The sequence below is a fragment of the Pseudomonas sp. SB113 genome (genome assembly GCF_040754745.1).
Classification (GTDB): Bacteria; Pseudomonadota; Gammaproteobacteria; order Pseudomonadales; family Pseudomonadaceae; genus Aquipseudomonas; species Aquipseudomonas grimontii.
The window spans coordinates 28,053-41,228 of the sequence record NZ_JBFMHW010000004.1 but is presented as its reverse complement, the minus strand read 5'-3'; the positions used below and the strand labels follow the sequence as shown (position 1 = coordinate 41,228).

The 13,176-nt window shown below is 62.8% G+C and carries 14 protein-coding genes; 8 read left to right on the top strand and 6 right to left on the bottom strand.

The features are described 5' to 3' along the window. Positions 1-73: 73 nt before the first annotated feature. Positions 74-706, top strand: a complete 633-nt coding sequence (locus AB1462_RS06820) for a TRAP transporter small permease (protein ID WP_090403532.1) — start codon at positions 74-76, stop codon at positions 704-706. Continuing rightward, a complete protein-coding gene (gene dctM, locus AB1462_RS06815; protein ID WP_367246422.1) occupies positions 706-1,986 on the top strand; it encodes a C4-dicarboxylate TRAP transporter large permease protein DctM in 1,281 nt (426 codons plus the stop codon). The genes AB1462_RS06820 and dctM overlap by 1 nt, the downstream gene beginning before the upstream one ends. Positions 1,987-2,041: 55 nt before the next feature. Here dctM and ampC read toward each other — a convergent pair whose 3' ends face one another. Next, positions 2,042-3,196, bottom strand: a complete 1,155-nt coding sequence (ampC, locus tag AB1462_RS06810; RefSeq protein ID WP_315337885.1) for a class C beta-lactamase — start codon at positions 3,194-3,196, stop codon at positions 2,042-2,044. 127 nt (positions 3,197-3,323) lie between these two features. Between ampC and AB1462_RS06805 the strand changes: the two genes are divergently transcribed. Then, the gene (locus AB1462_RS06805; protein ID WP_259193042.1) at positions 3,324-4,202 is read left to right on the top strand and encodes a LysR family transcriptional regulator; all 879 of its coding nucleotides are present in this window, start codon (positions 3,324-3,326) and stop codon (positions 4,200-4,202) included. 159 nt (positions 4,203-4,361) lie between these two features. Here AB1462_RS06805 and yghX read toward each other — a convergent pair whose 3' ends face one another. Together yghX and AB1462_RS06795 are read right to left on the bottom strand one after the other, a co-directional pair. Further along, positions 4,362-5,249, bottom strand: a complete 888-nt coding sequence (yghX, locus tag AB1462_RS06800; RefSeq protein ID WP_090403540.1) for a YghX family hydrolase — start codon at positions 5,247-5,249, stop codon at positions 4,362-4,364. Between the two features lie 44 nt (positions 5,250-5,293). Further along, positions 5,294-5,788 carry a hotdog domain-containing protein gene (locus tag AB1462_RS06795; RefSeq protein WP_090403542.1) on the bottom strand — a complete coding sequence of 165 codons (495 nt, stop codon included), beginning with the start codon at positions 5,786-5,788 and terminating at the stop codon, positions 5,294-5,296. 87 nt (positions 5,789-5,875) lie between these two features. Between AB1462_RS06795 and AB1462_RS06790 the strand changes: the two genes are divergently transcribed. Continuing rightward, the gene (locus AB1462_RS06790; RefSeq protein ID WP_367246420.1) at positions 5,876-6,433 is read left to right on the top strand and encodes a YceI family protein; all 558 of its coding nucleotides are present in this window, start codon (positions 5,876-5,878) and stop codon (positions 6,431-6,433) included. Here the strand turns inward: AB1462_RS06790 and AB1462_RS06785 are convergent. Beyond that, positions 6,430-7,320, bottom strand: a complete 891-nt coding sequence (locus tag AB1462_RS06785; RefSeq protein WP_315337887.1) for a DMT family transporter — start codon at positions 7,318-7,320, stop codon at positions 6,430-6,432. The two genes, AB1462_RS06790 and AB1462_RS06785, sit on opposite strands and share 4 nt — an antisense overlap. Positions 7,321-7,409: 89 nt before the next feature. On the opposite strand from AB1462_RS06785, the gene AB1462_RS06780 reads away from it, so the two are divergent. Continuing rightward, positions 7,410-8,735 carry a PLP-dependent aminotransferase family protein gene (locus AB1462_RS06780; RefSeq protein WP_315337888.1) on the top strand — a complete coding sequence of 442 codons (1,326 nt, stop codon included), beginning with the start codon at positions 7,410-7,412 and terminating at the stop codon, positions 8,733-8,735. Positions 8,736-8,758: 23 nt separating this feature from the next. On the opposite strand, the gene AB1462_RS06775 is transcribed toward AB1462_RS06780, so the two are convergent. Beyond that, entirely contained in the window at positions 8,759-9,187 is a 429-nt protein-coding gene (locus AB1462_RS06775) for a nuclear transport factor 2 family protein (protein WP_024075865.1), read from the bottom strand. A gap of 222 nt (positions 9,188-9,409) precedes the next feature. On the opposite strand from AB1462_RS06775, the gene AB1462_RS06770 reads away from it, so the two are divergent. The 3 genes from AB1462_RS06770 to AB1462_RS06760 all read left to right on the top strand — a co-directional run bounded on the left by AB1462_RS06770 (position 9,410) and on the right by AB1462_RS06760 (position 11,105). Beyond that, the gene (locus tag AB1462_RS06770; protein WP_090403549.1) at positions 9,410-10,504 is read left to right on the top strand and encodes an SMP-30/gluconolactonase/LRE family protein; all 1,095 of its coding nucleotides are present in this window, start codon (positions 9,410-9,412) and stop codon (positions 10,502-10,504) included. Between the two features lie 101 nt (positions 10,505-10,605). Then, a complete protein-coding gene (locus AB1462_RS06765; protein ID WP_259193037.1) occupies positions 10,606-10,824 on the top strand; it encodes a DUF6434 domain-containing protein in 219 nt (72 codons plus the stop codon). Further along, a complete protein-coding gene (locus AB1462_RS06760) occupies positions 10,821-11,105 on the top strand; it encodes a hypothetical protein (protein ID WP_367246418.1) in 285 nt (94 codons plus the stop codon). The genes AB1462_RS06765 and AB1462_RS06760 overlap by 4 nt, the downstream gene beginning before the upstream one ends. A gap of 314 nt (positions 11,106-11,419) precedes the next feature. On the opposite strand, the gene AB1462_RS06755 is transcribed toward AB1462_RS06760, so the two are convergent. Continuing rightward, positions 11,420-13,126, bottom strand: coding sequence for an amidase (locus AB1462_RS06755; protein WP_367246416.1), 1,707 nt, complete (start codon positions 13,124-13,126; stop codon positions 11,420-11,422). Positions 13,127-13,176: the final 50 nt, after the last annotated feature.

Here is a 13,176-nt window from a genome sequence, read left to right as displayed (position 1 = left end):
CGTCGCACCGCCCCTCCCACATTTCGAGCCGGTTTCCACCCTGACATCTCATTTGCTTTCGCGAGGTTTTGCCATGCAAACGCTAAGGCGCGTCTGGGAGCACCTGGAGGAAGGCTTTATTGCCTTCCTGCTAGCCGCCATGACCCTGGTGACATTCGTCTACGTCATGCTCAACAACATCTACACGCTGTTCTTTGCCCTGTCTGACAAGTGGGCGTGGAGCAGCACGTTCTTCGGCGCCCTGGGCGACCACACCATGACCTGGGCCCAGGACATGACCTGGAGCGTGGCGCTGACCAAGGCCATGTTCGGCTGGCTGATTTTCTTCGGCATTTCCTATGGCGTGCGCACCGCCGGCCACCTGGGGGTGGACGCGCTGGTCAAGCTGACCCCGCGCCCGGTGCAGCGCGTGCTGGGTATGCTCGCCTGCCTGTGCTGCCTGGCCTATGCCGGGTTGTTCATGGTCGCCAGCTACAAGTGGGTCAGTGCGGTGATGACCGCCCATATCGGCGCCGAAGACCTCGACCAGTTCGGTATCGACGTGGGTGACATCGTGGTCATCGTGCCCATCGGTTTTGCCCTGGTGTTTATCCGCTACCTGGAAATTTTCTACCGCCTCTTTACCCGCCGTCAGGTTGGGTTGGGGCTGGCCGACGAGGCCGGTGAGGCCAGCAAGTTGGCCGGCAGTCATGAGGAGCGTCACTGATGGCCGTGCTCTGTCTGTTCCTGCTGTTGTTCGTGTTCATGTTCCTGGGCGTGCCGATCGCCATTGCGCTGGGTTTGTCGGGGGCGGTGTCGATCCTGATGTTCAGCCCGGACTCGGTCAGCTCCCTGGCGATCAAGCTGTTCGAAACCTCCGACGCCTACACCTTCCTGGCGATCCCGTTCTTCCTGCTCTCCGGTGCGTTCATGACCACCGGCGGCGTGGCGCAGCGGCTGATCGACTTTGCCAACGCCTGTGTCGGGCATATCCGTGGCGGCCTGGCGATTGCGGCGGTGCTGGCGTGCATGTTGTTTGCGGCGCTGTCCGGCTCATCCCCGGCAACGGTGGCGGCGGTGGGTTCGATTGCCGTGGCGGGCATGGTGCGTTCCGGTTACCCGAAGGAATTCGGCGCGGGGATCATCTGCAACGCCGGCACCCTGGGCATCCTGATTCCACCGTCGATCGTGATGGTGGTGTACTCGGCGGCGACGGAAACCTCGGTGGGCAAGCTGTTCATGGCCGGGGTGATTCCGGGCTTGCTGCTAGGCCTGATGCTGATGGTCGCGATCTACATTGTCGCGCGCATCAAGAAGCTGCCGGCCCAGCCACGGGCGACGTTTGGTGAATGGCTGACCTGCGCGCGCCGCGCGTTCTGGGGCCTGTTGCTGCTGGTGATCATCCTCGGCGGCATCTACAGCGGCATGTTCACCCCCACCGAAGCGGCGGCGGTGGCGGCGGTGTACTCGGCGTTCGTGGCGTTATTCGTCTACAAGGACATGAAGCTGCGCGACTGCCCCAAGGTGCTGCTGGAGTCCGGGCGCCTGGCGATCATGCTGATGTTTATCATCGCCAATGCCATGCTCTTCGCCCATGTGCTGACCACCGAGCAGATCCCCCAGGAAATCACTGCGTGGGTGCTGTCCGAGGGGCTCACGCCGATTGGCTTTTTGATCATGGTCAACGTGGTGCTGCTGATCGCCGGCAGCTTCATGGAGCCTTCGGCCATCGTGCTGATCCTGGCGCCGATCTTCTTCCCGATCGCCATGAAACTCGGCATCGACCCGATTCACCTGGGCATCGTGATGGTGGTCAACATGGAAATCGGCCTGGTGCACCCACCGGTGGGGCTGAACCTGTTCGTGACCTCGGCGGTGACCGGGTTGACGCTGGGGCAGACCATCCGAGCGGCGTTGCCGTGGCTGATGATCCTGTTGGTGTTCCTGATCATGGTCACGTACTTGCCGTTTATCTCGCTGGCCTTGCCGCACTGGTTGGGGATGTAGCGCGGGTCAACAGGTGGGAGGGGCAAGTCGAATCGTCGCACCGCCCCTCCCACAGTTAGTGGTCCATCGCACTCAAGATCCCATGGGCGACTTTTACCCGTTCGGCATTCGGGTAGTTCTTGTTCGCCAATATCACCACGCCCAAACCCTTGCTCGGCACATACGCCACGTAGGCGCCAAACCCGTTGGTGGAACCGGTCTTGTTCACCAGGGTGTCGGCGTGAGGTGCTTGCGGTGGCGTCAGCCAGTCGACCTTGTGCGGCTCCATTGCCATGGGTGTGGAGTTGCCGGCAATCAACGCATCGAGCTGGATGGGGTAGGGGTACATTTCCCAACCCAGGCCTTGGGTCATGCCGTCCACGCTGTAGTAACCCGTGTGAGTGACGGTAATCGCCTGCTGCAAGGTTTTATCCAGATTCGCCGGGTGCATGTTCACGTCAACGTACTTCAGCAAGTCCGCAGCGCTGGTCTTGATGCCGTAGGCTTCGCTGTCCATGGCGCCGGGGCCGACGCGCACCGGTTTGCCATCTTTGCCATAGCCTTGGGCGTACAGGCTCATCTGGCTCTGCGGCACCTTGACGAAGGTGTGCTTGAGCCCGAGTGCGGGCAACAGGGTTTTCTCCATCACCTGATCGAACGGCTGCTTCAGGCTCTGCGCCGCCAGGTAGCCGAACAACCCCAGGCTCGGGTTGGAATACAGGCGCCGGGTGCCAGGGGCGAAGTCGGGTTTCCAGTGCTGGAAGTAGCTGATCATGCGCTGGCTGTTATCCGCCTGGGCGGGGAACTGCAGGGGCAAGCCGCCGGCGGTGTAGGTGCCGAGGTTGAGCACGCTGATGTGGTCGAACTTGCCGCCGCCCAGTGCCGGCAGATAGCGGCTGGCCGGGTCCGAGAGCGTCAGTTTGCCGCTGGCTACCGCGTAACCGGCGAGGGTCGCGGTGAAGGTTTTGCTCACCGAACCGACTTCGAACAGGGTATTTTCGCTGACCGGCTGGCGGGTGTCGGTGGCCGCGACGCCGTAGTTAAAGTATTGCGCCTTGCCGTCCCGTACCACGCCGACCACCAGGCCGTTAATCGACTGCTGCTGCATCAGCGGTTTGACGTTGGCATCCACCACCGCCTGCAGGTCGGTGGCGGCCAGGCAGTTGCCTGCGGCGATAAACACCGCGAGGGCGGTGAAATTACGCACGCCAGACACTAAATGTTGGGGCATGATAACGCTTCCATGAGAATGATCGATTGAATGAAGAGCCTGCGCGGGCGAGGCAAATGTAGGCAGTTCGCCGGCCCTGGGCAAACGATGATATCTCGCACCAGCCATTAGAAAATCTGGGGTCAGCATGCTCCGCTCCCATTTACCTCTCAATGCCTTGCGCGCCTTCGAGGCATCTGCCCGGCATTTGAGCTTTACCCGCGCCGCCATCGAGTTGTGCGTGACCCAGGCGGCGGTCAGCCATCAGGTCAAAAGCCTGGAGGCGCAACTTACTGTCACCTTGTTCAAGCGCCTGCCGCGCGGGCTGATGCTCACCCGCGAAGGCGAAACCCTGCTGCCGGTAGTCCGCGAATCGTTCGACCGCATTGCGCATACCTTAGGCCAGTTTGAGGGCGGGCATTACCGCGAGGTGCTGACTGTGGGGGCGGTCGGCACCTTTGCCGTCGGCTGGCTGCTGCCACGTCTGCCGGACTTCCAAAGCCGCTATCCGTTCATCGACCTGCGCCTGTCCACCCACAACAACCGCGTCGACGTGGCTGCCGAAGGCCTGGATTACGCGATCCGTTTTGGTGCCGGCGCCTGGCACGGCACGGAGGCCGTTGAATTACTGGAGGCGCCGCTCACGGTACTGTGCGTGCCATCACTCGCCGAACAGTTGCACGCGCCGGCCGACCTGTTGAAACACACGCTGCTGCGCTCCTACCGCGCCGATGAGTGGAACCTGTGGTTCCAGGCTGCCGGGCTGCCCGCCGACACCCTGGTGCCGCGCAGCATCGTGTTCGACTCGTCGTTGGCGATGATGGAAGCGGCGCTGCAAGGCAGCGGTGTCGCGCTGGCGCCAGCGCTGATGTTTTCGCGGCAACTGGAAAGTGATGTGATTCGCCAGCCATTCGACGTCGGCATCACCACTGGCAGCTACTGGCTGACGCGCTTGCAGTCGCGGGCCGAGACCTCGGCGATGCTGGTGTTCAAGGACTGGTTGCTGGGGGAGGGTGGGAGTGTCTGAGTTTTCTTGGAGCATAAAGAAACATTAAGGTGGTGATGGTCAATGTGGGAGGGGCGGTGCGACGATTCGACTTGCCCCCGATAGCGGCGGGTCAGTTACCTCAATTGTTGCTGATACACCGCAATCGGGGGCAAGCCCCCTCCCACATTTGGACTGCACTCAGGCCAGGTATTTACGGAACCAACCGAGTGTCCTTTCCCACGCCAGATTCGCCGCCGCCTCGTCATAACGCGGTGTCGAATCATTGTGAAAACCATGGTTGGCGCCCTTGTAGATATACGCTTCATAGGTCGTGCCGGCGGCCTTCAGGGCCTTTTCATACGCCGGCCAACCCTCGTTGATCCGTGTATCCAGCTCGCCGAAATGCAGCATGATCGGCGCCTTGATGCGCGGTACGTCCTTGGCTTCCGGCTGGCGCCCGTAGAACGATACCGCCGCGCCCAGTTCCGGGTAAGCCACCGCCGCCGCATTGGTCACGCCGCCGCCATAGCAGAAGCCGGTGATGCCGACCTTGCCGGTGCTGCTGTCGTGGTGCATCAGCCATTCGATGGCGGCGAAGAAGTCGTTCATCAGCTTGGTCGGGTCGACTGTCTGTTGCAGCGCCACGCCTTTTTCATCGTTGCCGGGATAGCCGCCCACCGAGGTCAGGCCGTCCGGCGCGAGGGCGATAAACCCGGCTTTGGCCAGGCGCCGCGCGACGTCCTCGATATAGGGGTTGAGGCCACGGTTTTCGTGGACCACCACCACCGCAGGCAGCTTGCCGGCGGCCTTGGCCGGGCGCACCAGGTAGCCACGCACCGTGCCGTTGCCCTTGGGCGACGGGTAGGTGATGTAGTCAGCGACGATGTCCGGGTCGGTGAATTTCACCTGTTCGGCCAGGGCATAGTTGGGGCTCAGGGCCGCCAGCAGGGCGGAGGCGGTGAGGCCGCCAAAGGTGAACAGCGCCGCGCGGTCGAGAAATTCGCGGCGGTTGAGCTTGCCGTGCGCATAGCCGTCATAGAGTTCCAGCAGTTCGGGGGCAAAGTCTTTCGCGGTGAGACGAGTCATCGGTTCGGTCCTCGATTAGCGGTGCCAGTCAATGTAGACCAGGATCAGCCTTCACGGCCATGGGCGGCCGCAGCCAGTTCGCGGGTGTCGACGCGCACGAACAGCGAATCGCCGATGGCCGTGAGCACCTCGCCGGCGTACACCTCGCAGACCACGCGGCTTTTGCGGCCCACTTCGCCTTCGACCCGAGCGCGCAAAGTGAGGGGCACGCCCATCGGCGTGGGCTTGATAAATTTGATGCCCAGGTTGCCGGTGACGCAGTCGATGCGCGGCAGGCTGCCGGGTTCGCGCTGTTCGGCACGGTAATGGTAGGCCATGGCGGTCCAGTTGGAGTGGCAGTCCACCAGCATCGCGATCAAGCCGCCGTAGACCAGATCGGGCCAGCCGCTGTATTTTGCCTCGGGGTGATGTTCGGCGACGACATGGACACCATCGGCATCCCAGCGGCTCTTGATGTGCAAGCCATGGGGGTTACTGCCGCCGCAACCGTAGCAGATGCCTTCCGGCGCGGTGAGGTCCTGTAGAGAAGGGGTGGGCATGCAGCATCCTTATTGTTGTGAGCGACTATTCTGTTTAGCAGGACAGGCACCTGATGGGAATACATCCATTCTTTTGCGGAGCGTGGCATGAAGCGTCGAATTCTGCCGTTGGCCCTTGTCCTTGGATTGATCGGCTGCGCCCAGGCGGCCGAATACATGGACGTCAACCGCACCGCCAGCCAGATCAGTTTTACCTATAAGCAGTTGGGGCAGCGGGTGTATGGCACCTTCGGCGACTTCGAAGGCACGCTGAGCTTTGACACGCAAAAGCCCGAGACCGGACACGCCTTGCTCAAGATCCAGCTGGCGAGTATCGATGCCGGCAGCCCCGATGCGAACAACGAGCTGCAACGGGCCTCGTGGTTCGATACCGCGACCTATCCGGTGGGCGTGTATGAGTCCACCGGTGTCACGGCCTTGGGGGATAACCGCTTCAACATCAGCGGCAACCTGACGATCAAGGGCACCACGCGCCCGGTGGCGCTCAGCGTGGTGCTCAAGGAGCTGGATGGCATCGGCGTGTTCGACGGTGAGTTCATCCTCAAGCGCGGCGACTTCAAGATCGGCGAAGGCGAGTGGGCCGGCAACAGCGTGGTCTCCGACGACATCAACATCAAGTTCAAGATGGTCGCGCCGCAGCGTTAGCGTGCGAACCGCTTGGCCCCGGCCACGCAGCCGATCACCGCGACCGTCACCAGCAGCATGCCCAGGCTCACCTGTTCATGCAGCAAGCCCGCTGCCAGCGCCAGGCCGAAGAACGGTTGCAGCAGTTGCAACTGGCCGACGGCGGCAATGCCACCCTGGGCCAGGCCGCGATACCAGAACACAAAACCGATCAGCATGCTGAACAGCGATACATAGCCCAGGCTCAACCAGGCCGGCAGGCTGATGCCGCTGAAGCCAGGCGGCGCCAGGAGCAGGCTCAGCGGCACCACCACCGGCAACGACACCACCAGCGCCCAGCAGATCACCTGCCAGCCGCCCAGGCTGCGCGACAGTTTGGCGCCTTCGGCATACCCCAGTCCGCACACCAGCACCGCCAACAGCATCAGCACGTCACCCGCAGGCGCAGCGCTCAAGCCTTGGGCAAAGGCGTAACCCATCACCAGCAGACTGCCGAGGATCGAAAACAGCCAGAACACCGGGCGCGGGCGCTCGCCGCCGCGCAGTACGCCAAACACAGCGGTCGCCAGCGGCAGCAGGCCGATGAACACGATGGAGTGCGCGGAGGTTACGTATTGCAGCGCTAGCGCAGTGAGCAGGGGGAAACCGATCACCACGCCAAGGGCGACGATGGCCAGGGGCATCCATTGAGGGCGCGCGGGGCGTTTTTCCTTGAACAGCCACAGCAAGGCCAGCCCCAGTAGGCCGGCAATGGCGGCGCGGATCAGGGTGAGGAACACCGGGTCGAATTCCATCACCGCCAGGCGCGTGGCCGGCAACGAGCCGCTGAAAATCACCACGCCGATAAAGCCGTTGATCCAGCCTTGGGTACGGGTGTCCAGGGTACTGAGGGGGGAGGTACGGTCCATGAGCGGTGCCCAATAAGGATGAGTTGCGTGGCAGGCATCCTAGGGTCGAAGATAAAGACAATCAAAAAATTGTCATGGATACATCGCTTATGCCGCGCGCGCGTTACAAGTCGTTGGTCGATCGCTTCGCCGAGGCCATTCGCTCAGGCAGCCTGCCACCCGGCACGCGGCTGCCGACCCATCGCCAATTGGCCGCCGAGCATGGCCTGGCGCTGGTCACCGCCAGCCGGGTATACGCCGAGCTGGAGGCCATGGGCCTGGTCAGTGGCGAGACCGGTCGAGGCACCTTTGTGCGCGAAATCTCGCTGCCGCCGGGGCAGGGCAGCGGGCAGATGAGTGTGGCGGCGGGGATGCTCGATCTGAATTTCAACTACCCGTCCTTGCCGGGCCAGGCCGACTTGCTGCGCACCGCATTGCGCCAGTTGGCGCTGTCCGGCGACCTCGAAGCACTGCTGCGTTACCAGCCCCACGCCGGTCGCCTGCATGAGCGCGCCGCCGTCGCGCGGCATCTGTTGAGTCGAGGGCTGACGGTCGAGGCCGAACAGGTGTTGGTGGTCAGCGGCGCCCAGCACGGGTTGGCCGTGACGATGATGGCCTTGCTCAAGCCCGGTGATGTGATCGCCGTCGACGCCTTGACGTATTCGGGGTTCAAGGTGCTGGCCGAGACGCTGCACCTGGAGATCGTCGCCGTCCCGGTCACCGCCGACGGCCCGGACCTGGACTACCTGCAAAACCTGTGTCGCAAGCGCCCGGTGCGTGCTGTGTACAGCATGCCGACCTTGCATAACCCGTTGGGCTGGGTGATGAGCCTGGCGCAGCGTGAGCAGTTGGTGGCGATTGCCCGTCAGCACAACCTGATGATCATCGAGGACGCGGCCTACGCGTTCCTGGCCGAGGACGTGCCGCTGCCCGTGGCAAGATTGGCACCGGAGCGCACGGTCTACGTGGGCGGGCTGTCTAAAAGTGTCGCGACCGGCCTGCGTGTGGGGTTTATCGCCGCCCCTTTGGCTTGGGTCAAAGCACTGGAGCGCACCATCATGGCCACTACCTGGAACGTACCGGGGGTGATGAGCGCGATTGCGGTTGCCTGGATCGAGGATGGCACGGTGGCGCAACTTGAAGCCCAAAAGCGCCAGGATGCGCGGGCGCGGCAAGCCTTGGCGGCGCAGGTGTTGAAGGGGGTGGCCTACACCAGCCACCCGTCATCGTATTTCTTGTGGTTGCCCCTGGCGGAAGAGGCCCGCGCCGATCAAGTCGCCATGACCCTGCAGCGCGACGGCATTTCCGTCTCCACCGCCGAGCCCTTCGCCGTTTCGGCCCACGTACCCCACGCGTTGCGACTGGCCTTGGGGTCGGTGGACATGCCGGCGCTGCGCGAGGCGTTAGTGAAGGTGCGCAAGGTGGTGCAGTGGTGAGCCCGATGGCTCACCGCTAGCCATCAGAATTTAAACGCCTGGCGGCCGATCAGCAGCCAGTGGCCTTTTTGCTTCTGCCAGATCTGGAAGTTCTCGATTTCGGTCGGCACTTCTTTGCCACTGTTCACCGCCAGGGCGGAGAAGTGGTTGCGCACCAGGGCGGTGTCGCCGCTCAAGGTGATGGTCTGCTTCTGCATTTCGAGGGTCTTGAAACCACTGCGCCCGGTCTCGATATCGGCGATGAATTCCTGCTTGTTCTGGATCTTGCCGCTGGAGTGGCCGTAGGTGAGGTTCTCGGCGGTCAGGCTCTGGAGCTGCTTGAGGTCTTTATGCAGCATGGCCTGGGTGAGGTGGTCGACCGCTTGGGCGACATCTTTGTCGGCGGCAGGGGCAGCGGCCACATACCCGCTGAACAGGCAGAGAAAACCGATCAGCACTTTGACGTTTTGCATGGGTGTTTCCTTATTGTTGTTGGGGAGGTGTGCGGGCAACATGTTACTGGGCATGTCGTCGTACAACATTGCAATAGTCAGAAGGCTTTTGGAAAGTAAAATTTAGACTATTTGCGCATTGCCTTGCTTTGTATGGGGTTCGCGACGCTTTCAATCTTGTACGATGTCTCATCACAGGTTAAAACTAGTCTCCCGTCTAACAATAAAATAACGGAGATACCCATGGATTTTCCCCCTTCGCCTGCCCGCTCCGAACACAGCCGCCGAGTCTTTCTCAAGCGCTCCCTGGCGGTTTCCGCGTCGGTGGCGGTGCTGGGCAACCTGCCTCGCCTGGCAGACGCGGCCGAGCCGTTGAGCCAGCGTTATCCAGACCCGCTGATCAAGGTGCTCGACGACAGTTTCCTCGAACTGCGTCTGTTCAATGCCAGCGTTGAGCGCCTGGCGACCGGCTTGCGCTGGGCCGAAGGACCGGTGTGGATCGGCGATGGCCGCTACCTGCTGCTCAGTGATATTCCCAACAACCGCATCGTGCGCTGGGACGAAGTGACCGACAGCCTGTCGGTGTACCGCGAAAACGCCAATTTCTCCAACGGCATGTGCCGCGATCGCCAGGGCCGTCTGTTGGTGTGCGAAGGGTCGACCACCTCTGGCCAGGGGCGGCGTATCACGCGCACCGAACACAACGGCAGCCTTACCGTGCTGGCGGACAGCTTTGACGGCAAGCCCTTCAACTCGCCCAACGACATCGTGTGCAAGCGCGATGGATCGGTGTGGTTCAGCGACCCGCCATTCCAGACCGGCAACAACTACGAAGGCCACAAGATCACCCCCACCCAGCCCCATGGCGTGTATCGCATCGACGCTGACAGCGGCAAGGTCACGCGGGTGATCGACGACCTCAACGGTCCCAACGGCCTGTGCTTTTCGCCGGATGAAAAGACCCTCTACGTGGTGGAAGGACGCGCCAAGCCCAACCGGCTGATCTGGGCCATTGACGTCAAGGACGACGGCACCCTCGGCGAGCGGCGCAAGCATATCGAAGGCCTGGAATACGCCGCGCTGGACGGCATCAAGTGCGACGAGAGTGGCAATCTCTGGTGTGGCTGGGGCGGCAATGGCGACCCCAAGGCCGACCTGGAAAAGCTCGACGGCGTGCGCGTGTTCAACCCTCAGGGCAAGGCCATCGGGCATATCTCGCTGCCGGAACGCTGCCCCAACCTGTGCTTTGGGGGGCGCGAAGGCAACCGCCTGTTCATGGCCGGCAGCCATTCGATCTACGCGTTGTTCGTCAATACGCGAGGTGCGGATTTCGCCTGATAGGCGCTGAAAAAAGCCACTGTCAGCGCCGCTTGGCCGGCGTTCACAGTGGCTATTTAGCGCTATGCTGCGTGCTCCTGAAACATCAGAGCGTTACGCAAATGGACTTCGATTGGCACAGCGCCCCCATCACCCGCAGCACGCCTGTCACTTCACACTACAAAAACACCCAGAACGTACGCCGTTTCATGCGTGAGCACTGCGGCACGGAGTTCAAGTTCGACCGGCCCTTCATGGCTTGGATTCGCAGCGCCACGCCCAAGACGATGGGTGACGTGGTGGATGAGTGGCAGCGTCGCAACGAGGACTCACGCCCATGACACCGGATGAAAAATACCAGGCCGTGCAACAACGCCTCGGCTATCAATTGGATGAATTCAAAGTCGGCGGCAACTACACGCCGCTGGTGCGCGACGGCAACCACCTGTACATCAGCGGGCAGATCCCGCGCGTCGGCGACACGATCATGCTGCCGGGTAACGTCGGTGACACCTTGACCCTGGCCCAGGCACAAATCGCCGCCGGCATCACAGTGGGGGTGATGCAGTTGCCGAAGTCGGCGGCGGTGGAGATCGACATGATCGCGGTGGCCCACGGTTGAACCACCGATGATCAGTCAAGGCGTGGTGGTGTTGCTCAATATGCGTCATGGCGTGTTGGCGGCGACGGGCTGCCATGGCACGGCAATCCTGCTGATTGCCGTGCCCTATATGGCCTGACTTGAAATGCGGTTAGAACTGTGGGAGGGGGCTTGCTCCCGATTGCAGTGGGTCAGCCACGGATGCATCAACTGACACTCCCTCATCGGGACAAGCCCGCTCGCCACAGGGAGATTTGTCAGTATCTGCAAGTTGTGTAGATACCCATGCTCATCGGGAGCAAGCCCCCTCCCACAGTTGGATTGCATTGCGCCAGTTAGTGTGTGGCCAGTGGCGGCGTGCGCGGCGGGATCAGGCGTTTGCTGCCGGTGTCTTCATACGCCGCAGCAAACCGCAGCAATGCCGAATCCTCGTAGGCCCGCCCGGCAAAGGTCAGCCCGACCGGCATGCCGATGTCCGCCATCACGCCCATGGGCACGGTAACAGTGGGTACGCCCAGGTGGCGGATGGCGAGGTTGCCGTTGGCCACCCACACGCCGTTGCTCCAGGCAATATCCGCACTGGCTTCGTTCACATCGGCATCCGCAGGGCCCACATCGGCCACGGTCGGGAACAGCACCGCGTCGAGACCGAGCTTATCCATCCAGTCTTCCAGGTCGATCCTCCGGGTTTGCTCGAGGCCGCGCAGACCATCGGGGACGGTGCTGATCTCGTTCCACGGGGTGATGCCGCGCTCGGCCATGCGCACGTATTCGTCCATGCCGGCAGCCAGGTCGTCTTCACGGTTGGGCAAGGTGCCGGGGTCGTGGGGGAAGATCTTCGGCCCGTCCACATCGGCCAGGCGGTTCAGGGCCGGATCGTTGTTGGCGCGCAGGAAATCATCGAAGGCCCAGGCCGACAGTTCCCACAGTTCATCGTGCAGGAATTCCTTGGACACCAGGCCACGGGTAAACACGGTTGGCGCGCCAGGGCGGTCGCCTTCGCAGTTGGACACCAGCGGGAAATCCACCTCGATGACTTCGGCGCCAGCGGCTTCAAGGGCCTGGCGCGCGGCATGCCACAAGTCGATCACGCTGGCGCGGGTGTTGATCTTCTGCCCGGTCGGGCCGCCGATGCCGGGCTTTTCGCTGGTGCCGGCCTCGGGGTCGGCATTGATGTACATGCGCGGCACGCCGAAGCGCTTGCCGGCCAGGGCTTCAGTGTTGACCGCCAGTTCAGCGTAAGACGCCGGGCGCACCGAGGCGACGCTGGGGATCGGTACCCACGGCTGCAGGCGCCAGAGGTCGCCACGGGTGTCCGGGTCGTCGGCCACCACCACGTCGAGCACTTCCAGCAGGTCGGCCATGGTGCGGGCGTAGGGCACCACCACGTCCATGGTCGGGGTCAACGGCCAGTTGCCGCGCACCGAAATCACCCCACGGGACGGGGTGTAGGCGCACAGGCCATTGTTGGACGCCGGGCCACGGCCGCTGGACCAGGTTTCTTCCGCCAGGCCGAAGGCGGCAAAGCTGGCGGCGGTGGCCGTGCCGGCACCGTTGGAGGAGCCGGAGGCGAATGGCGCGGTGAGGTAGTCGGCGTTATACGGGCTTTGCGCGCGGCCATACACACCACGCTGCATGCCACCATTGGCCATCGGCGGCATGTTGGTCTTGCCCAGGCAGATGGCCCCACCAGCCCGCAGGCGCTCGATGGTGAACGCATCGCGCTGGGCGACAAGGCTGGCAAAGGCCGGGCTGCCCGAGGCGGCCGTCAGCCCTTTGACCAGGTAGCTGTCCTTGGCGGTGTAGGGAATGCCATCCAGTGGCCCCAAGGTTTCGCCCTTGGCCCGGCGTGCATCGGAGGCCTCGGCTTCCTTCAGGGCTTCGGGGTTACGCACGACGACGGCGTTGAGTGCGGTAGCGGTCTGTGGACCGTCGTAGGCATCGATCCGCGCGAGGTAAGCCTGGACCAGTTCAACGGCCGTGGTCTGGCCGGATTCGAGGGCCGCGCGCAATTGGGCAATGGAGACTTCGGTAACTTGCATGACGTTTTCTTCGCCGCCTTAAGTTGAGGTATGGCGGCAGTCTACGTACA

Coding starts and splice junctions, on each gene's coding strand:
- AB1462_RS06795 (WP_090403542.1), bottom strand. CDS start 5,788: ATGCCCACCCCTTCTCTACAGGACCTCACCGCGCCGGAAGGCATCTGC.
- AB1462_RS06790 (WP_367246420.1), top strand. CDS start 5,876: ATGAAGCGTCGAATTCTGCCGTTGGCCCTTGTCCTTGGATTGATCGGC.
- AB1462_RS06775 (WP_024075865.1), bottom strand. CDS start 9,187: ATGCAAAACGTCAAAGTGCTGATCGGTTTTCTCTGCCTGTTCAGCGGG.
- yghX (WP_090403540.1), bottom strand. CDS start 5,249: ATGACTCGTCTCACCGCGAAAGACTTTGCCCCCGAACTGCTGGAACTC.
- ampC (WP_315337885.1), bottom strand. CDS start 3,196: ATGCCCCAACATTTAGTGTCTGGCGTGCGTAATTTCACCGCCCTCGCG.
- AB1462_RS06820 (WP_090403532.1), top strand. CDS start 74: ATGCAAACGCTAAGGCGCGTCTGGGAGCACCTGGAGGAAGGCTTTATT.
- AB1462_RS06805 (WP_259193042.1), top strand. CDS start 3,324: ATGCTCCGCTCCCATTTACCTCTCAATGCCTTGCGCGCCTTCGAGGCA.
- AB1462_RS06765 (WP_259193037.1), top strand. CDS start 10,606: ATGGACTTCGATTGGCACAGCGCCCCCATCACCCGCAGCACGCCTGTC.
- AB1462_RS06755 (WP_367246416.1), bottom strand. CDS start 13,126: ATGCAAGTTACCGAAGTCTCCATTGCCCAATTGCGCGCGGCCCTCGAA.
- AB1462_RS06780 (WP_315337888.1), top strand. CDS start 7,410: ATGCCGCGCGCGCGTTACAAGTCGTTGGTCGATCGCTTCGCCGAGGCC.
- AB1462_RS06770 (WP_090403549.1), top strand. CDS start 9,410: ATGGATTTTCCCCCTTCGCCTGCCCGCTCCGAACACAGCCGCCGAGTC.
- AB1462_RS06760 (WP_367246418.1), top strand. CDS start 10,821: ATGACACCGGATGAAAAATACCAGGCCGTGCAACAACGCCTCGGCTAT.
- AB1462_RS06785 (WP_315337887.1), bottom strand. CDS start 7,320: ATGGACCGTACCTCCCCCCTCAGTACCCTGGACACCCGTACCCAAGGC.
- dctM (WP_367246422.1), top strand. CDS start 706: ATGGCCGTGCTCTGTCTGTTCCTGCTGTTGTTCGTGTTCATGTTCCTG.